17 protein-coding genes are annotated in these 21,500 nt (G+C 71.0%); 14 read left to right on the plus strand and 3 right to left on the minus strand.

Annotated elements, in window-relative coordinates:
- Nucleotides 1–66: 66 nt before the first annotated feature.
- From INT49_RS11425 to INT49_RS11435, 3 genes are all read left to right on the plus strand, one after another.
- Nucleotides 67–891, plus strand: coding sequence for an SDR family oxidoreductase (locus INT49_RS11425; RefSeq protein WP_193117857.1), 825 nt, complete (start codon nt 67–69; stop codon nt 889–891).
- On the plus strand, nt 891–2,879 hold the full coding sequence (locus tag INT49_RS11430; protein ID WP_193117858.1) for an ABC transporter ATP-binding protein: 1,989 nt from the start codon (nt 891–893) through the stop codon (nt 2,877–2,879). Before INT49_RS11425 ends, INT49_RS11430 begins: the two co-directional genes overlap by 1 nt.
- 240 nt (nt 2,880–3,119) lie before the next feature.
- The gene (locus tag INT49_RS11435; protein WP_193117859.1) at nt 3,120–3,344 is read left to right on the plus strand and encodes a hypothetical protein; all 225 of its coding nucleotides are present in this window, start codon (nt 3,120–3,122) and stop codon (nt 3,342–3,344) included.
- 90 nt (nt 3,345–3,434) lie between these two features.
- Here INT49_RS11435 and INT49_RS11440 read toward each other — a convergent pair whose 3' ends face one another.
- On the minus strand, nt 3,435–3,707 hold the full coding sequence (locus INT49_RS11440; protein ID WP_193117860.1) for a 2Fe-2S iron-sulfur cluster-binding protein: 273 nt from the start codon (nt 3,705–3,707) through the stop codon (nt 3,435–3,437).
- A gap of 173 nt (nt 3,708–3,880) precedes the next feature.
- A complete protein-coding gene (locus tag INT49_RS11445) occupies nt 3,881–4,231 on the minus strand; it encodes a hypothetical protein (RefSeq protein WP_193117861.1) in 351 nt (116 codons plus the stop codon).
- Between the two features lie 501 nt (nt 4,232–4,732).
- Here INT49_RS11445 and ileS point away from each other — a divergent pair.
- The gene (ileS, locus tag INT49_RS11450; RefSeq protein WP_193117862.1) at nt 4,733–8,029 is read left to right on the plus strand and encodes an isoleucine--tRNA ligase; all 3,297 of its coding nucleotides are present in this window, start codon (nt 4,733–4,735) and stop codon (nt 8,027–8,029) included.
- 96 nt (nt 8,030–8,125) lie between these two features.
- On the opposite strand, the gene INT49_RS11455 is transcribed toward ileS, so the two are convergent.
- Nucleotides 8,126–9,742 carry an alpha/beta hydrolase gene (locus tag INT49_RS11455; RefSeq protein WP_193117863.1) on the minus strand — a complete coding sequence of 539 codons (1,617 nt, stop codon included), beginning with the start codon at nt 9,740–9,742 and terminating at the stop codon, nt 8,126–8,128.
- Nucleotides 9,743–10,058: 316 nt separating this feature from the next.
- On the opposite strand from INT49_RS11455, the gene INT49_RS11460 reads away from it, so the two are divergent.
- The 10 genes from INT49_RS11460 (at nt 10,059) to INT49_RS11505 (ending at nt 21,486) form a co-directional block, all read left to right on the plus strand.
- The gene (locus INT49_RS11460) at nt 10,059–11,408 is read left to right on the plus strand and encodes a bifunctional folylpolyglutamate synthase/dihydrofolate synthase (RefSeq protein ID WP_193117864.1); all 1,350 of its coding nucleotides are present in this window, start codon (nt 10,059–10,061) and stop codon (nt 11,406–11,408) included.
- A 2-nt stretch (nt 11,409–11,410) separates the two neighbouring features.
- Nucleotides 11,411–11,815 (plus strand): DUF4233 domain-containing protein, encoded by a 405-nt coding sequence (locus tag INT49_RS11465; RefSeq protein ID WP_193117865.1) that lies wholly within the window; start codon nt 11,411–11,413, stop codon nt 11,813–11,815.
- A gap of 49 nt (nt 11,816–11,864) precedes the next feature.
- Nucleotides 11,865–12,290, plus strand: a complete 426-nt coding sequence (gene ndk / locus INT49_RS11470; RefSeq protein WP_193117866.1) for a nucleoside-diphosphate kinase — start codon at nt 11,865–11,867, stop codon at nt 12,288–12,290.
- A gap of 81 nt (nt 12,291–12,371) precedes the next feature.
- Nucleotides 12,372–12,536, plus strand: coding sequence for a hypothetical protein (locus INT49_RS11475; protein WP_193117867.1), 165 nt, complete (start codon nt 12,372–12,374; stop codon nt 12,534–12,536).
- 122 nt (nt 12,537–12,658) lie between these two features.
- Nucleotides 12,659–14,326, plus strand: a complete 1,668-nt coding sequence (gene ftsY / locus INT49_RS11480) for a signal recognition particle-docking protein FtsY (protein WP_193117868.1) — start codon at nt 12,659–12,661, stop codon at nt 14,324–14,326.
- 298 nt (nt 14,327–14,624) lie between these two features.
- On the plus strand, nt 14,625–16,067 hold the full coding sequence (locus INT49_RS11485) for an ammonium transporter (protein ID WP_193117869.1): 1,443 nt from the start codon (nt 14,625–14,627) through the stop codon (nt 16,065–16,067).
- Nucleotides 16,064–16,402 carry a P-II family nitrogen regulator gene (locus INT49_RS11490; RefSeq protein WP_193117870.1) on the plus strand — a complete coding sequence of 113 codons (339 nt, stop codon included), beginning with the start codon at nt 16,064–16,066 and terminating at the stop codon, nt 16,400–16,402. Before INT49_RS11485 ends, INT49_RS11490 begins: the two co-directional genes overlap by 4 nt.
- On the plus strand, nt 16,392–18,737 hold the full coding sequence (locus INT49_RS11495; RefSeq protein WP_193117871.1) for a [protein-PII] uridylyltransferase family protein: 2,346 nt from the start codon (nt 16,392–16,394) through the stop codon (nt 18,735–18,737). The genes INT49_RS11490 and INT49_RS11495 overlap by 11 nt, the downstream gene beginning before the upstream one ends.
- A 244-nt stretch (nt 18,738–18,981) precedes the next feature.
- Nucleotides 18,982–20,592 carry a signal recognition particle protein gene (gene ffh / locus INT49_RS11500; RefSeq protein ID WP_193117888.1) on the plus strand — a complete coding sequence of 537 codons (1,611 nt, stop codon included), beginning with the start codon at nt 18,982–18,984 and terminating at the stop codon, nt 20,590–20,592.
- Between the two features lie 561 nt (nt 20,593–21,153).
- A complete protein-coding gene (locus INT49_RS11505; RefSeq protein WP_193117872.1) occupies nt 21,154–21,486 on the plus strand; it encodes a hypothetical protein in 333 nt (110 codons plus the stop codon).
- Nucleotides 21,487–21,500: the final 14 nt, after the last annotated feature.

Consider the following 21,500-nt stretch of genomic DNA (forward strand, 5'->3'; position numbering starts at 1 on the left):
CAAGCCTGTGCTCGAGCCTGCGCCCGAGCCCCGCGACGGAGCGGTGCGCCTGCGTATCCTGAGATCATGACCGCTTCTCCCGCCCCCATCCCGTCCGGCGCCTCGACCTCGGCCTCCGATCCCTCGGCCGGCACCGCCGCGCTCACCGCCGTCGTCACCGGGGCCTCCTCCGGGATCGGCTGGGCGACCGCGCAGCGGCTCGTCACGGAGGGGTGGCGCGTCCTCGCCGTCGCCCGCCGCGAGGACCGGCTGGAACAGCTCGCCGCGGAGACCGGGTGCGAGGTGCTCGCCGTCGACGTGACGTCCGACGACTCGGTCGACGCCCTCGTGCGGCGCGTCGGGGAGCTGTTCGACGGAACCCTGAACGCGGTGGTCCATGTGGCCGGCGGGGCGCTCGGCGTCGAGACCGCGGCCGACGCGGACCTCGGCAAGTGGCAGCGCATGTACGAGATCAACGTGCTCGGCGCGGTGCGGGTCACCCGTGCCCTGCTGCCGGCCGTCCGCGCGAGCGGGCGCGGCGATCTGCTGTTCGTCACCTCCATCGCGGCGCAGGAGGCCTATCCCGGCGGATCCGGCTACAACGCCGCCAAGGCCGGGGAGCACATGCTCGCCGCGGCCCTGCGCCTCGAGCTCAACGGCGAGCCGATCCGCGTCATCGAGGTGGCACCGGGCATGGTCCGCACCGAGGAGTTCTCCCTCGTCCGGCTCGGCGACCAGGACGCCGCCGACAAGGTCTACGACGGGGTCGAGAACCCCCTGACTGCGCAGGACTGCGCCGACGTGATCTCCTACGCCCTGGGCGCCCCGCACCACGTGAACCTCGACCTGATCACCGTGCGCCCTCTGGCTCAGGCCGCCGCGCACCGGGTCGCCCGACACCAGGGAGTCTGATGGCCCACGGCGGCATGGGCGGCCCCGGCGGGGGCATGGGTGGAGGAATCGGCGGCGGCATGGGGGGTGGCACGGGTGGTGGCCGAATCCGCGGGGAGGAGCGCAGGCTGCTCCCGGGACGACGTCCCGACCTGCGCCGTGTGCTCGCCCTGTTCCGCCCCTATCGCAGCACGCTCCTGGTCGTGCTGGTGCTCATCGCGATCGGCGCCGCCACCGGGGTGGTCTCCCCGTTCCTGATCCGGGAGATCGTCGATGTCGCCCTCCCGGACCAGCGGGCCGACGTCCTGGCCTGGTGCGTCGGCGGCCTGATCGCCGTCACCATCGTCTCCAGCGCCCTCGGTGTCACCCAGTCGATGCTGTCCACCAGGGTCGGGCAGGCGGTCATGCACGACCTGCGGGTGTCGGTCTACGCGCATCTCCAGCGCATGGGGCTGGGGTTCTTCACCCGGACCCGCACCGGCGAGATCCAGTCGCGCATCTTCTCCGACATCGGGTCCATGCAGGCCATGGTGACCAGCGTGATGACGCAGATCGTGTCCTCCGCGGCGGCCGTGGTCATGGCGCTGGTGGCGATGTTCGCCCTGGACTGGCGGCTCACCCTGTTCTCCCTCATCGCCCTGCCGCTCGCGGTGTGGATGAACCGCCGGGTGGGCCGACGCCGACGGGAGATCGTGCGCACCCGCCAGGAGAAGGCCGCGGACCTCTCCGCCGGGATCCAGGAGTCGCTGTCGGTCTCCGGGATCCTGCTGGGGCTGACGATGGGCCGCTCCCAGGCGCTGACCGACGCCTTCACCGTCGACTCCCGAGGCCTGGCGGACCTGGAAGTGCGCTCGGAGATGGCCGGCCGCTGGCACATGGCCGTGTTCACCACGCTGATGGCGCTGTTCCCGGCGCTGACGTATCTGCTGGGCGGGCATCTTCTGTTCTCCGGCACCGGCGTCACCATCGGCACCCTGGTGGCGTTCATCGCCCTGCAGTCCGGGCTGTTCCCGCAGATCAACGGCCTGCTGCGGGTCGCGACCCAGGTCAACAGCTCCCTGGCCCTGTTCACCAGGGTCTTCGAGTACCTCGACGCCCCGATCACCATCTCTGACGCGCCTGATGCCCTCGCGCTGGATCCCGCCGAGGTGCGTGGCGAGATCCGCTTCGAGGGCGTCACGTTCACCTATCCGGGGGCCGACGCCCCGGCGCTGCACGGTCTGGACCTCGTGATCCCGGCCGGCCGCCACACCGCGCTGGTGGGGACCACCGGATCGGGGAAGACCAGCACCGGGTATCTCATGGCCCGCCTGTACGAGCCGACCACGGGCCGGATCACCCTGGACGGGCACGACCTGCGGGACATCACGATGGGCTCGCTCGCGGACAGCCTCGGCGTGGTCACCCAGGAGACCTATCTCCTGCACGCCACGATCGCCGAGAACCTGCGTTTCGCCCGTCCCGACGCGAGCGACGAGGACCTCGTGCGGGCCTGCCGGATCGCCCAGATCCACGACCACATCGTCGGCCTGAGCGACGGCTACGCGACCGTGGTGGGGGAGCGCGGCTACCGGTTCTCCGGTGGTGAGAAGCAGCGCCTGGCCCTCGCCCGGACGATCCTGCGCGACCCGCCCGTGCTGCTGCTGGACGAGGCCACCTCTGCTCTCGACGTCGTCACCGAACGTGCGATGTCCGGTGCGCTGGATGCCGTGGCCCGCGGGCGCACCACCGTCTCCATCGCCCACCGCCTCTCGACTGTCCGCGCGGCGGATCAGATCATCGTGATGGCGACGGGGCGCATCGTCGAACGCGGCACCTACGAGGAGCTGCTGGGACGTGGCGGCGTGTTCGCCGACCTCGTCGCCCAGGATTCGGCCCGTGACGGGGCGCAGCAGCAGGACAGCTCGTCGGCTGGTCTGTCGGATAGCTCGTCGGCCGGTCCTTCGGAGAGTCCGTCCGACGGCCCGGTCTCAGCTCCCGGGACGCCGACGGCGCGCCCCGGGAGCTGAGACCGGACCCGAGCACCGCACCCGAGCTCCAGTCCGGGCGTCGGCGTCGGCGTCTGTGAACGGAGTGGCGGGGCGCCCGGGTTCGTGGCTCTACGACCAAAGACGGAGACGGATGTCCGCCTCCCGAAGGATGTGCACGACCGGTGCTGCGGAGCACGATGGGGCTATCGATCACCACCGAGGCGGAATTCCCGCCTCAGCGGATCGGGCACCGGAGCACCCAGCGGACAGGACGTCACCATGATGACGACGTACACGGAGAACACGTCGCGCCACCGCACGTTGCGCAAGCCCAGCGCGGGCCGCCCGGCGCTGTTCGTGCTGCTGCTGTCGATCGCCGCTGTCGGCGTGCTCGGCCTGCTCATCGCCGGCCCCACGATCGCCCTGCCGCTGTCCGTGGCCTCGGCGATCGCCCTGATGTGCCTGGTGAGCCTCGCCTGGGCCGTGGCCGGGCCGCGCCTGTGACGACGCACCGTCTGTGACGATGGCGCACTTGTGACGGCGCCGCGCCTGTGACGATGTCATGTCAGTGACGACGTCGCCGGCCCGGTCGACTCAGACGTCGATCTCGATCTCGCCCTCGCCGCGGGAGACGCACGTGATCATCTGATCGTCGTGCTCGTCATCCATGAGGAACTCGTCCATGTGCTCGACCTGTCCGGAGACCAGGGGCACCACGCAGGTTCCGCAGACGCCGCCCTCGCAGGAGTAGTCCATGGGGATGTCGGCATCGAGCAGGGCTTGCAGGAGGGACTGACCCTCTTCGACCTCGACAGTGATCCCTGACTTGAGGCACTTAGCGGTGAAGGGCTCTCCGAACAGCGACATCCTCGCTCCTTCTTCGTCGACCGCCCTGAAGGGACGGAACCGTGGAACATCCAGTTTCCCACGACCGCGCACCGAACCGGTGGTGAGGCGTGCCTCACCTGGGGTCAGGGAGCTGCGGTCCGCGCCAGGAGATCCTGTCAGGAGATCCAGGTCCCGGCGTCAGGAGATCTGCGTCAGGAGGTCTGCCCGCTCCGGGACTCCGGAGCGACCGTAGCCGTGGCGGTCTCGGCGTCCAGGGGTGCGATCCAGCTCCTGCCCTGCGGCTGCGCTGACGTGGTGCCCGACGGGGCGAGTGCGAGGGCGGCCGGCCCGAAGCTCAGCACCAGCAGGGCGGCAGCGCCCAGCGAGGCGGCTCCCGCGGTGGCACGGTCCCGCAGGCCGTGCACGAGCGGGGTCGGGTGCGCTGCTGGGAGCACGGGTGCGGGCGACTGGCTGCGGAGGATCATCTCCGCACGACCCGCGGAAGCGTCCGGTGCGGTGGGCACCGTCGACGGCAGCTCGCCTCGCCGTGGTTCGTCGTCCATGTCGGTTCCTCCTCGGGGGACCCTGCCGGCGATCTGCCGATGGATCCATCAGACGTCCTCAACCTGGGCCGGTGCTGTGCACGAGGGGCGGATTCGCTGGCACCTGCACCTGCACCTGCACCTGCACCTGCACCTGCACGTGCCCCTGCACCTGCGCCTCCGCCCCGGGGCTCACGGTGTTCGCCGTGTCTCTTCGCGTTCAACGCTGGTGACCGCCGTGGCGGTGCCGCGTACACTGGGCGCCAACGGCATCGACCCGGCCATCACCGGAGAGCCGCGGGAAGAACAGCCCATCGCCCGTCCGCGGGGAGGGCCCAGTAGAACCCGCCGGGACCAGCCCGTCATCGCTGAGGAACAAGGGGACGCCCCGTGCCGGTCCGCCGGCAGGGACCAGGCGTCAACCGAGGTGGTACCGCGCCACCGGCCTCCGGGTCGGAAGCGTCCTCGGGCACCGTGATGTCCCAGCCGCCGCCCCTTGTTCTTCTTCGGAGGTCCGTCCCCATGGTCTACCCGGTCAGCGGAGACCCGCTCGTCCCCTCGCCGAACCTGCCCTCGCTCGAGAACGCCATCCAGGAGTTCTGGCGGCAGGACGACACCTTCCGTGCCTCGATCGCCCAGCGCGAGGGCGCCGAGGAGTTCGTCTTCTACGACGGCCCTCCCTTCGCCAACGGCCTGCCGCACTACGGTCACCTGCTGACCGGATTCGTCAAGGACGTCATCCCGCGCTTCCGCACCATGTGCGGCAACAAGGTGGACCGCCGTTTCGGCTGGGACACTCATGGCCTGCCCGCCGAGCTCGAGGCGATGAAGGAACTCGGGATGACCGAGAAGTCCGAGATCGAGGCGATGGGCGTGAAGGAGTTCAACAACGCCGCCCAGGCCTCGGTGCTGAAGTACACGAAGGAGTGGGAGGACTACGTCACCCGCCAGGCCCGCTGGGTCGACTTCGAGAACGACTACAAGACCCTCGACGTCACCTTCATGGAATCGGTGCTGTGGGCGTTCAAGACCCTCTACGACAAGGGTCGTGCGTACGAGGGCTACTACGTGCTGCCCTACTGCTGGAAGGATCAGACGCCGCTCTCCGCGCACGAGCTGCGGATGGACGACGACGTCTACAAGGAGCGCCAGGACCAGACCGTCACGGTCACCTTCCCGTTCACCGGGGAGAAGGCCGGGCAGCTGGGTCTGGACGGGGTGAAGGCGCTGGCCTGGACCACCACCCCCTGGACCCTGCCCACCAACTTCTCCCTCGCCGTCGGCCCCGAGCTCGAGTACTCGGTGGTCCCCGCCGGGCCGCTCGGCACCGCCGACGGCACTGCTGCGGGCGAGGCCCGCTACTTCCTGGCCACCGCCCTGCTCGGCTCCTACGCCAAGGAGCTCGGGTACGAGAGCTCCGAGGACGCGCTCGCCGCGTGCGAGGAGCGCGTGTTCGCCGGCTCCGAGCTCGAGCACGTCGCCTATGAGCCGCTGTGGACGGTCTACTCCGAGGACCGTGCGAAGTGGGGCACCGAGAACGCCTGGATCGTCACGGTCGCGGACTACGTCTCCACCGACGACGGCACCGGTGTGGTCCACCAGGCCACCGCCTACGGTGAGATCGACCAGCAGGTCAACGCCGAGTACGGCATCCCTGTCATCGTCTCCGTCGACGAGGGGGCCCAGTTCCTGGACTACTTCGCCGGCACCGAGCTCGACGAGATCGCCGGGGTGCAGGTGTTCGAGGCGAACCGCCCGATCATCCGCAACCTCCAGCAGGCCGGGCGTCTGATGCGCGAGGCCAGCTACGTGCACTCCTACCCGCACTGCTGGCGCTGCCGCAACCCGCTGATCTACAAGGCCGTCAGCTCCTGGTACGTGAAGGTCGCCGACCAGCGCGGGCGCATGCTCGAGCTGAACGAGCAGATCGACTGGGTGCCCGGCAACGTGAAGGACGGTCAGTTCGGCCGGTGGCTCGAGGGCGCCCGTGACTGGGCGATCTCCCGCAACCGCTACTGGGGCACCCCTCTGCCGATCTGGAAGAGCGACGATCCGAATCACCCCCGGATCGACGTCTACGGCTCCCTGGCGGAGATCGAGGAGGCCTTCGGGACCCTGCCGCGCGACGAGCACGACGAGGTGAACCTCCACCGCCCGTACATCGACGAGCTCACCCGGCCCAACCCCGACGACCCCACCGGGCAGTCCACGATGCGCCGGGTCGAGGAGATCTTCGACGTCTGGTTCGACTCCGGCTCGATGCCGTTCGCGCAGATGCACTATCCCTTCGAGAACGCGGAGCAGTTCGAGTCCCACAACCCGGCGGACTTCATCGTGGAGTACATCGGGCAGACCCGCGGCTGGTTCTACGTGATGCATGTGCTCTCCACCGCGCTCTTCGACCGGCCGGCGTTCACCTCGGTGATCTGTCACGGCATCGTGCTCGGCGAGGACGGGCAGAAGATGTCCAAGTCGCTCGGCAACTACCCCGACGTGCGCGAGATGTTCGACAAGTACGGGGCCGACGCGATGCGCTGGTTCCTCATGAGCTCGCCGATCCTGCGCGGCGGCAACCTCGTGGTCGACGAGCCGAAGATCCGCGACGCCACCCGGCAGATGGTGCTGCCCTTGTGGAACGTCTGGTACTTCCTGGGGCTATATGCCAACGCCGCGGGGGAGAAGGACGCCGCCGGAGAGCCGACGGGCTACCGCGGGCGCACCCGCTACGAGTCCACGGACGTCATGGACCAGTACCTGCTGGCCCGCACCGGTGACCTGGTGCGTGACGTGAAGGGGTCCATGACCGGGCTCGCGATCGCCGATGCCGCCGAGCTGATCCAGGACTACCTCGACATGCTCACCAACTGGTACGTGCGCCGCTCCCGCGACCGTTTCTGGGAGGGCGACGAGCAGGCGATCGACGTGCTCTCCACCTGCCTGGAGACGCTGTGCCAGGTGGTCGCTCCGCTGCTGCCCATGGTCGCCGAGGAGATCTGGAAGCAGCTCACCGGAGGTCGGTCCGTGCACCTCACGGACTGGCCCGATGCGGATCTCTTCCCTCGTGACGAGGCGCTCGTGGCCCGGATGGATGCCGTGCGTCAGGTCGCGAGCGTGGGCAACTCCCTGCGCAAGAAGGAGCAGCTGCGCGCACGCCTGCCGCTGGCCGAGCTCACCGTGGTCCACCACGACCCGAGCGCTCTGGAGGCGTTCTCGGCGATCATCGCCGACGAGCTCAACGTCAAGGCCGTGCGCCTGCTGGACGTGGCGAGCGAGGAGGCCCAGGGCATGGGCGTCGAGCAGCGGCTCAGCGTCAACGCCCGCGCCGCCGGACCGCGCCTGGGCAAGCAGGTGCAGACGGTCATCAAGGGTTCCAAGAGCGGGGACTGGTCCGCCGACGAGAACGGCGTGGTGACCTCCGGCGGCATCGAGCTCGCCGAGGGCGAGTTCTCGCTGGATCTGGTGGCGGGGGAGTCCTCCGCCATGGAGGGACGCTCCGTGGGCGTCCTGCGCGGCGGCGACTTCATCGCGCTCGACACCCGGGTGAGCCCGGAGCTCGAGGCCGAGGGCACCGCTCGCGACGTCGTCCGTGCGATCCAGTCGGCCCGCCGCGAGGCAGGGTTCGAGGTCTCCGACCGGATCCGTCTGACCGTGGACGGCGACGAGCAGGTCGTCGCCGCCGTCACCGCACACCGCGAGCTGGTCGCCGGCGAGGTGCTGGCCGTGGACGTCGAGGTGCCTGCCGCTCCGGCAGCCGGGGCGCATGAGGCGAGCGAGAAGGTCTCCGGAGGGACCGTGACCGTCTCTGTCGTGAAGGCCTGACGGGCGCCGCGACAGCCGTACGGTCGCTGTGAAGGACTGACAGCGCTCCGTCCGGCGAGTCCCGGTGAGCCCCGTGAGATCCGGTGAGTCCGGTCCTCACGGTGCGCCTCGGCCGACGGTCACCACGAGCGAGCGCGAGACGGAGGTGTCGTCTCCCAGGTACACGCCGGTGAGGTCCTCCTGCAGGGCGGACAGCACGGGGTCGCCGGCAGCTCCCCGTGCGAGGGACCCGGAGTAGCCGCCTCCGGGGTCGTGATCCGGCCCCATGGAGTCATGGTTCGCCTCGAGCACCGTGAACAGATCGATGCTCGTCACCGGATAGGGCGCGAGCGTCACCTCATGGACCCCCGGGGCACCGAGCCGGGAACTCCCGGGCCGAGCGCCCTCCAGATCCGTGGTGGCGAGCAGGTCGCCGCGGAATCCGGTGACGCCGATCCCCGCCTCGTGGTGGACGTTCACCGACCGGGTGGACGACTGGGCCGGGACGACCGTCTGCACCGGGGAGCCGACCGAGAAGGTGTGGGTCACGTCGTAGGTCCCCGCGCGCCCCGAGTCGCTGTTGAAGCTCGGATCGGCCGCGAGATGGGTGGCGACGATCCCACCCTGGCTGTGCCCGACGAGCAGGACCCTGGAGCCCGGACGGATGCCTGCCGCCTCCATCGCGGCGCGGACATCATCCATCGCCGCTGGATGCTGACCCGCGATGAGACGGAGGTTCGACGCCCAGTCCCGCGAGTTCCCCTGGCCCCCGTAGGCGTCGGGAACCGAGCTGAAGAGTGCCCCTTCGGTGGGCGGGATCTGCACGATGTAGGCGAGTTCCCCTCCGGAGCCGCCGCGGACCTCCTGGATCCCGATCTGCCCTGCGTCGCGGGCGTCCTGCCCGCGGGCCCCGAGCCGGAGGGCGTCGTTCTGGGCGATCAGATCCTGGAGGTCCTGCGGCCCGCGAGAGCTGCTCTCCCAGGTCTCGACGCTGTCGACGATCCCGCCCGGCCGGTCATCCAGGAAGGGAGTGTCCTCGCCGGTGGCGGCCTCGTACATCCCGACCCCGGCCGAGCCCGACGCCACCAGTCCCGCGGCACCCAGCTCCGCGTACGTCGGGGTGCGCTCGCCGGTGGCCCAGTCCTCGAGGAGGTGCCCGAGATGGTCGGCATCGCGCTGGAGCTGTCCGATGCCCTCGCTCCGGATCCCCGCGAGATCGAGGTCCGACTCCAGGGCGTCGAATCCTGTCTCGATGCCCCAGCCGATGGCATCCGAGGCGATCCGCGCCGCGGAGGAGATCAGTGACTCCGCCGGGTCCTCGAGCTGGTCCGGGATCAGCGGGTTGTCATCGTGGAGGTACCCGCCGCCGGATGGAGCGGGGACTGCCCCCGGGATCGAGCTCGTCCGGCTCTCCCCGGGGAGCGTTCCCGCCGCGGTCGATCCTGCGGCCCCGGTCCCGGCCCTCTCGCGATCCGAGGCGACGTCCTGCTCCCGGGCCTCCTCCAGACCGCGATCGCCGAAGGCGCGCAGCTCTGTGCTGAGAGCGATCAGCCCGTCAGCGGACGGTCCGGCCCATCCGCCGCGGAACGCCTCGGCGTCCGGGCCGGTCCAGGGGGCCGCCTCCACGACGGCGTCGAGGTGGAGGCGCAGGGCGTCGAGGTCGGCCGATGCCCTGCGCAGACGGAGTGACTGTGCGCGCAGCTGCGCCGTGTCCGCACCAAGGGAGGGCGTCACCCTGCACATCCGGGAGCGATGTCGGCGGTGACACAGAGCGGCCCGGTGGGGCTCGCGGCGACGCCGATCCTCACAGCACCCATGGTTCCGCTCCTCGGTCACGAGGTGTCCTGGTGACCCCTCCCACATCGATGGCCCGATCCTAGGAACGAGTCGAGCCGCTCCTGCCGAGGACCTCGTCGGCTGTGGACAACGGAGCCCTCGGGAGGAAAGGTCGTCCAGGGGGTGCTCGTACACTGATCTGCGCCCCTCCACCCCGTCGAACCCAGGAGCCCCTGTGTCGAGTTCTCCCCGTCCGGGCACGTCCCGTCCGGCCATGTCGCCCGAGCTGCGAGAGGTCTATGCCGCACTGCTCGACCGCGCCCCGGAGAACCGGATCGAACCGGACCTGTCGCGGATCACCAGGGTGATGGAGCTGATGGGCAATCCTCAGCAGGCCTATCGCTCGATCCGTATCGCCGGCACCAACGGCAAGACCACCACGGCGCGGATCCTCGAGCGCATCCTGCGCGAGGCCGGGCTGCGCACGGGCCGCACCACGAGCCCGCACCTGCATTCGCCGGTCGAGCGGATCGGCATCGACGGCTCTCCCATCGATGAGGAGGGCTTCCTCCAGGCCTACCAGGACGTCGAGCCCTTCGCGGCGATCGTCGACGCCGAGCAGGAGGCCGCCGGGGGCGTGCGGCTGACCTACTTCGAATACCTCACGGCGATGGCCTTCCAGGCGTTCGCCTCGGCGCCCGTCGATGTCGCCGTGGTCGAGACCGGACTCGGTGGGACGTGGGACGCCACCGGCGTCGTCGATCCCGACGTCACCGTGATCACACCCATCTCGATGGATCACCAGGAGTACCTGGGGGACACCATCGCCGAGATCGCGGGGGAGAAGGCGGGCATCCTCACGGCCACCGCCACGGCGATCATCGCCAATCAGCCCTACGAGGACGCCGCCGATGTGCTGCGTGAACGGATCGGCGAGCTCGGCGCCGAGGCCGCGATCGAGGACCAGCAGATCGGGGTGCTCTCCCACACGCCCGGCGTCGGCGGCCAGATGCTCACCCTGCAGGGGATCGCCGGCCGCTACGAGGAGGTCTTCCTCTCCCTGCTCGGCGAGCACCAGGCCCGCAACGCGCTGCTGGCCGTCGCGGCGGCCGAGGCTCTGCTCGGGGATGGCACGACGGTGCTGGACGGGGAGATGCTCGGTGCCGCGCTGTCCACGGTCACCTCACCCGGTCGCGCCGAGGTCGTCCGGCAGTCGCCCACCATCGTGCTGGATGCCGCGCACAACCCGGCCGGTGCCCAGACCCTCGTCGAGACGGTCCGGGAGAACTTCCGGCTCACCCGCACCATCGGGCTCGTCGGGATTCTCCAGGAGAAGGACGCCGAGGAGATCCTCGCCGTGCTCGAACCGCTCCTGGACCACGTCGTGATCACCCAGTCCTCCTCGCCGCGCGCGATCCCCACCGACGTCCTCGCGGAGATCGCGCGGGACGTGTTCGACGATGAGGAGCGCGTGCTCGAGCAGGGGAGCCTGCCCGATGCGATCCAGGCGGCCGTCGACCTCTCGGAGACCGACGGGGACCAGTTCGGAGGCGTCGTCGTCGCGGGCTCGGTCACGCTCGTGGCCGAGGTGCGGGACCTTCTGGGCGTCCCGCAGGAGGATTGATCATGGCTCTGGACCTCACTCCGTCGTCGCGCCCGCATGGGGCGCAGCGCATGTTCTCCGCGACGACGCTGGTCGTCGAGGCCTTCGTCGTGTTCTTCGCGGTGCTCGCCGCTCATCAGCTGGTGCCCGGTGACCGGGCGACCACCTGGATCTGGGGCATCATGACAGCGCTCGCGCTCCTGGCCTGCTCCGGCCTGCTCACGCGCGGCGCCTGGCCCTACTGGCTCGGCATCGCCCTGCAGATCCCCACCATCCTGCTCGGCCTCCAGGTCACCGCGATGTGGGCGGTGGGCATCGGGTTCGCCGCGCTCTTCGTCTACGGCGTGCTCAAGGGCCAGCAGCTGGACCGCGAGAAGGATGCCGTGGATCAGAAGGTGTGGGCCCAGCAGGACTCTGCGCAGGACTGATGCAGCGACCGGGTTCGGAGGCCCTCGCCGCCGTGGGTACCCTGGTGCCATGACTGCACAGCGCACCCTTGTCCTGCTCAAGCCCGACGCCGTCCAGCGCGGCCTGCGCGGGGAGATCATCCGCCGCCTCGAGACCAAGGGCTACGAGATCGTCGCCCTGGCCCAGCGCACGGCCACCGCCGAGGAGCTCTCCGCTCACTATGCTGAGCACGAGGGCAAGCCCTTCTACCCCGGCCTCGTCGAGTACATGGGAGCGGGCCCGCTCGTCGCGATCGTCGCCGAGGGCGACAGCGTGATCGCCGGCTTCCGGTCCCTGGCGGGCGCCACCAACCCCACGGAGGCCGCACCCGGCACGATCCGCGGCGACCTCGCCCGGGAATGGGATCTCCCGGTGATCCAGAACCTCGTGCACGGCTCCGATTCCGAGGAGTCCGCTGCTCGCGAGATCGGCATCTGGTTCCCCGAGCTGGGCTGATCGCGGCTCGCAGCCGCGGACGTGAGGCGCGCCGCAGCCCGGATCCCCGCAGATCCGGGCTGCGGCGTGCACACTGAGACCATGCAACTGCCTGTGGTCACCCTCGTCTTCCTGGCTGCTGCCGTCGTGGTGGCCCTCGGGATCCTCTATGCCGTCGCCGCACCCCACCTGCGCGAGCGCGATCACGACGACGATGAAGGACGGCCTGCGGAGAACCCCCGGCACACCTCCCGCACCCGTCGCTGAGATCGCTGCTCCTCCACCGGGTGCTCCGGCCGGGCCCCGCGTTGCCGGGGTGATCGGAGTGCGGCCTACACTGGCCGTTGGCCTCGCCGCATCGTCGGCTTCCCCGACCCCGGAGGTGACCCGTGGACCCCAATGACATTCTTGCTCTATTCGCAGGCGGCGGTGGCAGCGTCCTCGTCGTCGGCGCGGTGGCCTGGGCCATCGTCCGCGGCCGCGGCAAGAAGAAGTCCTCGCAGGACGACACGACGCAGACCGGCTCCCAGGGTCCGACGGGGACCGGGGCCGGGCCGTCGGCGCAGTCCTCGACCGGGACGTCGACCCGGTCCTCGACCGCGGTCACGGACCGCCCCGCCCCGCCCAGCTGGGCAGACACCCTCTCCGCGCCGACGCGGAAGCCGTCCTCGACGGCTCCGCCCGCGGGAGAGACCCCGCCTCCGGCGGATTCCGCGACGGCCGACTCGAGCACGCTCGAAGAGACCCCCGATGGTGCTGCCGCCGAGGCGTCTGCCCCCACGACGGATCCCTCTGCGGACGATGCCGCGGTACGCGATCTCGCGCAGTCCCCTGAGGCGACGACGCTCGAGGACCACGCGGCTGCTGAGGACTCGACGGTCGCCGAGAACCCGACAGCCACCGAGGACCCGGCGGCTGTCGACGCTCCGACGTCGCCGGCGGAAAGCGGCGCTCCGGCCACGGCCACCGATGTTCCTGAGAGCGCCACCGGCGCTGCCGAGGCGGGAGCCCCCGGCGCTCCGGCGTCAGGCGGCCCGGTTCCCGCGTCGGACGGCGCTGCTCCGGCCGCGGCGACCGCCCCCGCCGGACCGGTGCTGGACACCCCCGAGGCCCCGGCGGACCGCATGGTCCGTCTGCGCGATCGGCTCTCACGCTCCGGAGCCATCGGTCGAGGCATCCTCGGCCTGCTCACCCGCGGCGGCGCCGTGGACGAGGACACCTGGGACGAGATCGAGGAGACCCTGCTCCTGGCGGATCTCGGACCCGACGCCACCGACGAGATGCTCGAGAACCTGCGCCGCCGCATCCAGATCCTCGGCACCGATGACCGTGCGGGCGTGCGCGAGGTCCTGCGCGAGGAGCTCGTCGGCCTCATCGATCCCGATCTCGATCGTCGGCTCGCCGCCAGCCGCCGGGACGCGCCCGATGGCACCGAGGTCCCCTCGGTGCTCCTCATGGTCGGGGTCAACGGCACGGGGAAGACGACGACGGTCGGCAAGCTCGCCCGCGTCCTGGTCGCCGCCGACCGCACCGTCGTGCTCGGCGCGGCGGACACCTTCCGTGCCGCCGCCGCCGATCAGCTCCAGACCTGGGGCTCCCGGGTGGGCGTCGACACGGTGCGCGCCGACCGTGACGGGGCCGACCCCGCAGCGGTCGCCTTCGACGCCGTCAAGGAGGGCATCGAGCAGGAGGTCGACGTGGTCATCATCGACACCGCCGGGCGCCTGCAGAACAAGAAGGGCCTGATGGACGAGCTCGGCAAGGTGCGCCGGGTCGCCGAGAAGGGCCTGCATGGCGACAGCGTCGCCGAGGTCCTCCTCGTCATCGATGCCACCACGGGCCAGAACGGCATGCAGCAGGCGAAGGTCTTCTCCGAGGCCGTGAACATCACCGGCATCGTGCTGACCAAGCTCGACGGCACCGCCAAGGGCGGCATCGTCGTCAACGTGCAGCGTGCGCTCGGAGTCCCGGTCAAGATGGTGGGCCTCGGCGAGGGCATGGACGATCTCACTCCCTTCGACCCCTACGGCTTCGTCGACGCGCTCCTGGAGGACTGAGCGAACCGACACGGCCGCAGAGCCACCGACGGGCCGGGGCCCCTGATCACCAGATCAGGGGCCCCGGCCCGTCGGTGCCGGTGCTCGCTCCCTCGCCTCCTCGTGCTCCGCGGCGGTCGTCGGAGCAGCCCCTGGTGTCCACCGGACGGGACTTCAGGTCACGGAATGATCACGGCGGCCTCCTGCCATAGGCGTCGTGCCCCGAGCGCCGCACGATGGGAGCGCGACCCGCCGGGCCGCGCGGACCCAGGATCGTGTGAGCGATCCCGGGCCGGCCCCACTCCAGTTCGGAGACGTCATGGAGCCCTTCACCCCCGACACCGGAGCGACCGCCTGGATCCTCGTCAGCGCCGCGCTCGTGCTGCTGATGACCCCTGGCCTGTCGCTGTTCTACGGCGGGATGGTGCGTGCCCGCACCGTCCTGAACATGATGCTGATGTCCTTCAGCGCCATGGCGGTGGTCGCGATCGCCTGGACGCTCATCGGGTACTCCCTCGCCTTCGGCACCGACGTCGGCGGGCTGTTCGGGGCTCCTCTGGAGCACGTCGGTCTGTCGGGCACGGACGAGCAGTCGATCCTCGCCGGCAGCGGCGTGCCCTTCCTGGTCGCCGCCGGCTTCCAGATGACCTTCGCGATCATCTCCACGGCCCTGATCTCCGGCGCGATCGCCGACCGCGTCAAGCTCGGCACCTGGATGGTGTTCGCCGCGATCTGGGTGGTGATCGTCTACGCGCCGCTCGCCCACATGGTCTGGGGCGGGGGCTTGCTCGGCGCCGACGGCATCTTCGCCTCGATCGCGGAACCGGTCGATTTCGCCGGCGGCACCGTCGTGCACATCAACGCCGGCGTCGCCGGGCTCGTGCTCGCGATCATCGTGGGAGCCCGCAAGGGCTTCGGCACCGAGTCGATGAAGCCCCACAACCTGCCGCTGGTCATGCTCGGCGCCGCGCTGCTGTGGTTCGGCTGGTTCGGGTTCAACGCCGGCTCCGCCGGGACGGCCGACGCCACCGCGGGCCTGGCCTGGGTGAACACCACCGTCGCCACGGCCGGAGCGATGCTCGGCTGGGCCCTCGTCGAGAGGATCCGCGACCAGCACGTCACCTCGCTCGGTGCGGCCTCGGGCGTCGTCGCCGGCCTCGTGGCCATCACGCCCGCCGCCGCCGCGCTCACCCCGCTCACCTCCATCGTGCTCGGACTCCTCGCGGGGCTCGCCTGCGCTCTGGCCGTCGGCCTGAAGCACCGCTTCGGGATCGACGACTCGCTCGACGTCGTCGGCGTCCATCTCGTCGGCGGGCTGGTGGGAACCGTCGGCATCGGCTTCCTCGCCGCCGACGGCGGGCTGCTGCTGGGCGGCGGCGTGAGCCTCCTGATCGTCCAGGTGCTCGTGGCCGTGGCCGCAATGATCTTCTCCGGGGTGCTCACCACCGTGATCGCCCTGGCGCTGAAGCACACGATGGGATGGAGGATCCCCGAGGCCGACGAGCGCGCCGGCATCGACCTCACCCATCATGCGGAGGCCGGATACGATCTGGCAGGTGCACTCGGTGCACGACGGGAGCGCTCGATCGTCCCGGCCCGCCACACCCCGGGCGCGTCCACCGGCTCGATCGACCCCGCCGAGGCCGTCGCCCCCATGGACGATGCCTCGGACCCGGGACCGCGCAACCCCGCCCCCCTCGCCGAGGGGGCAGCCCCAGCAGCCGCCACCGCGCGAACCGTCACCACAGGAGAGCCCCGATGAAGCTCATCACCGCGATCATCCAGCCGCACGCCCTCCAGGCCGTCACCGACTCCCTGCGCGAGTACGGCGTCAGCGGGCTGACGATCACCGAGGTCGCCGGCTACGGCCGCCAGGGCGGGCACACCGAGGTGTACCGGGGTGCCGAGTACACGATCGACACGATCCCCAAGATCAAGGTCGAGGTGCTCGCCGAGAACGCCGACGAGAGCGCGATCATCGACCTCGTCCTGGCCGCATCGCGCAGCGGTCGCATCGGGGACGGCAAGATCTGGACCACCGACGTCGGCACCGTCGTGCGGGTCCGCACCGGGGAACGGAACGCGGATGCCGTCTGAGGCGCTGCCCTCGCAACGCATCACCCAGGTGCTGCACGAGGGATTCGCGGATCCGACCGCCGGCCCCCGTCGTCGGCTCGATCAGGCCGCCCTCGTGGACGGCTGGCTGACCGAGCTGTGGGCGGCGGCCGGCGCCCCCGCGTCCGGTGCGGCTCTGGCCGCGATCGGCTCGCTCGGGCGACAGGACCTCGGACCCGGCAGCGATCTCGACCTGGTGCTCCTCCTGGACCCGGCCGTGCTGGACGCCGCCGGCTCCGAGCGTCTCGCGAGTGCACTGTGGTATCCGATCTGGGATTCCGGGGCCTCGCTCGACCACGCGGTGCGCAGCCCCGACGAATGCGAGCAGATCGCCCGGGACGATCTCCGCGCCGCGATCTCCCTCCTGGACCTCCGCGTGGTCGCAGGTGATGCGGCGATCGTCGAGGGGACCTCGCGCCGGGTCCGGGCCCAGTGGCGCCGTGAGGCGCGACGCCGGGTGCGGGACCTCGTGGAGCTGGCGACGGACCGCGCCCATCGCTACGGCTCGCTGGCGCACTCGACCGAGCCGAACCTCAAGTCCGACCGCGGCGGCCTGCGGGACGTGACCGTCATCCGTGCCATCGCCGAGAGCTGGCTGGCCGACCATGACCACGAGATCGTCGATGCCGCCGCCCGCACCCTCAGCGACGCCCGCGATGCGCTGCAGGCGGTCACCGGCACCTCCGGCACCCGTCTCGGCCGCAGCGACCAGGACTCGGTCGCCGCGCTCACCGGCCATGCCACGGCCGATGACCACCACGCGGTGCTCGCCGACGCCGCCAGGGCGGTGACCTGGGAGCTGCACCGCACGGTCCGCGCCGCCGAGGCCGCCATCCGCCCCGGGGGAGCGGCATCCCGCGGCGCGGGCACCGATCGTCGTCCCGATCTGACCCGCCTCCCGCACGGCGTGCTCGTGCACTCCGACGAGGTCTCCACCGATCCCGGGTCCCGGGACCTGCTGCGCGACGTGGCCGCCGTGCGCCACGCGGCCGTCTCCGGCCTGCCCCTGGCCGATGCGACGCTGGCCCGCATGGCGCAGGCGGACCCGGCACCGCTGCTGCCCGCCCAGCGCGACGTGCTCGTCGACGCCCTCGCGGGGGAGCACCTCGCCGAGGCCTACGAGGCGCTCGACGTGAAAGGCATCTTCGCCCGCTGGATCCCGGGCTGGGCCGATGTGCGCAACCGGCCCCAGCGTGCCGCCGTGCATCGCTTCACCGTGGACCGTCACCTGATCGAGACGGTCATCGAGGCCCAACGGTTCCTGCCTCGCGTGGGCCGCCCGGACCTGCTCCTGGTCGCCGCGCTGCTCCACGATCTCGGGAAGGTGCCCGGGCAGCGGAACCACGCTGCCGAGGGGGCCCCGCTCGCGGAAGCGGCAGCCCGGCACCTCGGCTTCGACGCCGCGGACCGCCGCACGATCGCGCTCCTCGTGCGCGAGCACCTCACCCTGATCGGCCTCGCCACCGGACGGGACCTGGCGGACCCCGCCACCCTCCGCGACCTGCTGGCCGCCGTCGATCACGACGCCGACACGCTGGAGATCCTGCGTGCACTCACCGAGGCGGACGCCATCGCCGCCGGCCCCGCCGCCTGGTCCACCTGGCGTGCGGACCTCGTCGACCACCTCACCGATATGGCCCGCGACGCCCTCAGCGGGAACGCGCCCGCGCCCCGGGTGGTGCTGGCCCCGCAGCGTTCCGTGCAGGAGGCGGTGCTGGCGGCCGTCCAGCGCAGCGGCAGCGCCCAGGTTCTCTACCCGGCGCACACCGAGGACGAGCCGATCTCCCAGATATGCGTCGGGGCGCCCGACGGGGCCGGAGTGTTCGCCGCGATGGCCCGCGTGCTCGTGCGGCTGCGCCTCGACGTGCACAGCGCGGTCGTCATCACCCTGGACGGGGCGGCCGTGAACACCTGGTGGGTCGCCGCGCCGCCGGCGGACCTCCCGCATCCCTCGGTGCTGCGCAACGCCCTGGACCGGGAGCTCGCGAGCCGCGACCGGGCCGATGCCCGGGTGCTAGAGCTGCCGCCCTCCCCGCCGCCGCGCACCACCGAGGACGTCCCCGTCGTGACCCTCCTTCCCGGTGCCTCCCGCGAGGCCACCGTGGTGCAGGTCAACGCGCGGAACCGTCCCAGCCTCCTGGCCGACGTCGCCGAGGTGATCACGGTGCACCGCCTGCAGGTGCGCAGCGCCCACGTGATGACCCTCGGGCAGCGCGCCGTCGACGTGCTGTACCTGACCGACCAGCACGGACGTTCGCTGGACCCGCCCTCCGTCGGGCGCGTCGTCGCCGCTCTCATGGACGCCGCCGCGACCTGACCCGATGGTCGGGCTCCGGGGGACGGATCCGGGTCCGGCGCGTGCCCTCCGCGCGCGCGAAGCGTGCCCGGCGTGCGCCTGGCGCGTGCCGTGCGCGGGCCTGCGGTGCGCCTGGCGCGTGCCGTGCGCGGGCCTGCGGTGCGCCTGGCGCGTGCCCTTCGCCTCGGTGGCGGCTTCTCGGCGTGCTCGCGGCGCAGGCGGCCACTACACTGAGGCGGTCCAATCGACCAAGGGGAAGCGCTTCGTGTTCAACAACCTCTCCGATCGCATCACAGCGTCGCTCAAGGGTCTGCGCGGTCAAGGCCGCCTGACCGAAGCGGACGTCGACAAGACGATCCGCGAGATCCGTCGAGCCCTGCTCGACGCCGATGTCGCCGTCTCGGTGGTGCGCACCTTCACCGGCCGCGTGCGTGAGCGCGCCCTGGGCGAAGAGGTCTCCAAGGCTCTCAATCCCGCCCAGCAGGTCGTCAAGATCGTCAACGACGAGCTGGTCGAGGTGCTCGGCGGCGCCACCGGCGAGCTGCACTGGGCGAAGAACCCGCCCACCGTGATCATGCTGGCCGGCCTCCAGGGCGCCGGCAAGACGACGCTGGCCGGCAAGCTCGCGAAGTGGATGAAGTCCGAGGGACACACTCCGCTGCTGGTCGCCTCCGACCTCCAGCGCCCCAACGCCGTGAACCAGCTGCAGATCGTCGGTGAGCGCGCCGGCGTGCCCGTCTTCGCGCCCGAGCCGGGCAATGGCGTCGGCGACCCGGTGCTGGTCGCGATGAACGGTGTCTCCACCGCGCAGTTCCAGCAGCACGATGTGGTCATCGTTGACACCGCCGGCCGTCTCGGCATCGACGAGGAGATGATGCAACAGGCGCGGGACATCCGCGACGCCGTCAACCCTCACGAGACCCTCTTCGTCGTCGACGCGATGATCGGCCAGGATGCGGCGCGCGTCGCCGAGTCCTTCCGCGACGGCGTCGGCTTCACCGGCGTGGTGCTCTCCAAGCTCGATGGCGATGCCCGCGGCGGTGCCGCTCTGTCGATCACCGGCGTGACCGAGCGCCCGATCCTGTTCGCCTCCACCGGTGAGAGCCTCGACGATTTCGAGCGGTTCCACCCGGACCGCATGGCCAACCGCATCCTCGACATGGGCGACGTGCTCAGCCTCATCGAGCAGGCCGAGAAGTCGTTCGACCAGGAAGAGGCCGAGAAGGCGGCGAAGAAGCTCGCCTCCGGCGAGGACTTCACCCTCGACGACTTCCTGTCCCAGATGCAGCAGCTCAAGAACATGGGCAACATCAAGAAGATGCTCGGCATGCTGCCCGGAATGGGCCAGCACCGGGAGGCGCTCGACAACTTCGACGAGAGCGAGATCGGTCGCATCGAGGCGATCATCCGCTCGATGACCCCGGAGGAGCGCAACAACCCCAAGGTCATCAACGGCTCGCGGCGCAACCGCATCGCCCGCGGCTCCGGCACCACCGTGCAGCAGATCAACCAGCTGCTCGAGCGGTTCAAGCAGGCGCAGACGATGATGAAGTCCATGGGTCGTGGGATGGCCGGTGGCGGGACGCCGGCGATGCCGGGCGGCCCCGGCATGGGCATGGGCAAGAAATCGCGCGGCAAGCAGGCCTCGCCGAAGCAGGGGAAGAAGTCGAAGTCCTCGAAGAACCCCGCCAAGGCCGCCCGCGAGCAGGCCGAGGCGGCGAGGAAGGCCGCAGCCGGCGAGAGCACGGGTGCAGGTGCGGGGACGGGCGGGTCGGCCTTCGGCGGCGACGCCCCCGATCAGCCCGCACCGGACCTCAGCTCCTTCGACCCCAGCCAGCTCCCCCCGGAGATGCAGAAGCTCCTCGGCGGCAAGTGACCCCTGGTGGGGACGTGACCCCCGGTGGGCCCGCGCCCCTGGGTGGGGACGTGACCCCCGGTGGGCCCGCGCCCCTGGGTGGGGACGTGACCCCCGGCGGGCCCCCGCCCCTGGGTGGGGACGTGACCCCCGGTGGGCCCGCGCCCCTGGGTGGGGACGTGACCCCCGGTGGGCCCGCGCCCCTGGGTGGGGACGTGACCCCCGGCGGGCCCCCGCCCCTGGGTGGGGACGTGACCCCCGGCGGGCCCGCGCTCACCTGATGTCTCCGGCGCGACGAGTAAGGTGCCACGGATCTGGAACCTTTCTGGTCGTGGCGTTGGCCCCGGGGTTGCCACCCTCGCCATGACGTGAAAGGTGCCGCCCTACTGGCGCCTTTTTGGTCGTGACGTTGGCCCCGGGGTTACCACCCTCGCCATGACCTGAAAGGTGCCGCCCTACTGGAACCTTTTTCGTCGGCACGGCCGGGAGGAATTCGGTGACACCGATCCTCCCCAGGCCGCTCCGGTCCACATCGGCGAGCACGTCAGGACAGGCTCGGCTTTGCGTTCGTACGCTCCCCTCATGTCTCTCCGGCCGAAGGACCTGCGGCTCGACACCGTCTATCGCCGCGAGGAGCTCCTTGCCCAGGGAATGCACCGCCGGCACTTCGCCTCAGCGGCGATGCGGCGTGTCCTTCCCGGATGGTGGGTGCGTGCGGAGGCTGACGTCTCCCTGCGGCAGCTGGCCGCCATCGTCCAGTCGCGGCTCCGACCAGGGACGGTGATCAGCCATGAGTCCGCCGCGGAGCTGTTCGGGTTCCCTCTGCCTCGGCAGCTGACCTATGCAGGAGGTGCACCGATCCACTGTCGTGGGCTGTCAAGGGACATCGGGATCTCCCTGTGGGCGGACGTTTGATCTCCCTGTTCGCG

Origin of the sequence: Brachybacterium tyrofermentans, assembly GCF_014897585.1 — a bacterium.
Taxonomy (GTDB): domain Bacteria; phylum Actinomycetota; class Actinomycetes; order Actinomycetales; family Dermabacteraceae; genus Brachybacterium; species Brachybacterium tyrofermentans.

What these genes read in the sequence shown, in the direction of transcription:
- ndk (WP_193117866.1), top strand. Translation starts at nt 11,865, where the DNA reads ATGACTGCACAGCGCACCCTTGTCCTGCTCAAGCCCGACGCCGTCCAG.
- INT49_RS11490 (WP_193117870.1), top strand. Translation starts at nt 16,064, where the DNA reads ATGAAGCTCATCACCGCGATCATCCAGCCGCACGCCCTCCAGGCCGTC.
- INT49_RS11460 (WP_193117864.1), top strand. Translation starts at nt 10,059, where the DNA reads ATGTCGCCCGAGCTGCGAGAGGTCTATGCCGCACTGCTCGACCGCGCC.
- INT49_RS11465 (WP_193117865.1), top strand. Translation starts at nt 11,411, where the DNA reads ATGGCTCTGGACCTCACTCCGTCGTCGCGCCCGCATGGGGCGCAGCGC.
- INT49_RS11425 (WP_193117857.1), top strand. Translation starts at nt 67, where the DNA reads ATGACCGCTTCTCCCGCCCCCATCCCGTCCGGCGCCTCGACCTCGGCC.
- INT49_RS11430 (WP_193117858.1), top strand. Translation starts at nt 891, where the DNA reads ATGGCCCACGGCGGCATGGGCGGCCCCGGCGGGGGCATGGGTGGAGGA.
- INT49_RS11495 (WP_193117871.1), top strand. Translation starts at nt 16,392, where the DNA reads ATGCCGTCTGAGGCGCTGCCCTCGCAACGCATCACCCAGGTGCTGCAC.
- INT49_RS11475 (WP_193117867.1), top strand. Translation starts at nt 12,372, where the DNA reads ATGCAACTGCCTGTGGTCACCCTCGTCTTCCTGGCTGCTGCCGTCGTG.
- INT49_RS11445 (WP_193117861.1), bottom strand. Translation starts at nt 4,231, where the DNA reads ATGGACGACGAACCACGGCGAGGCGAGCTGCCGTCGACGGTGCCCACC.
- INT49_RS11440 (WP_193117860.1), bottom strand. Translation starts at nt 3,707, where the DNA reads ATGTCGCTGTTCGGAGAGCCCTTCACCGCTAAGTGCCTCAAGTCAGGG.
- INT49_RS11485 (WP_193117869.1), top strand. Translation starts at nt 14,625, where the DNA reads ATGGAGCCCTTCACCCCCGACACCGGAGCGACCGCCTGGATCCTCGTC.
- INT49_RS11505 (WP_193117872.1), top strand. Translation starts at nt 21,154, where the DNA reads ATGTCTCTCCGGCCGAAGGACCTGCGGCTCGACACCGTCTATCGCCGC.
- ileS (WP_193117862.1), top strand. Translation starts at nt 4,733, where the DNA reads ATGGTCTACCCGGTCAGCGGAGACCCGCTCGTCCCCTCGCCGAACCTG.
- INT49_RS11435 (WP_193117859.1), top strand. Translation starts at nt 3,120, where the DNA reads ATGATGACGACGTACACGGAGAACACGTCGCGCCACCGCACGTTGCGC.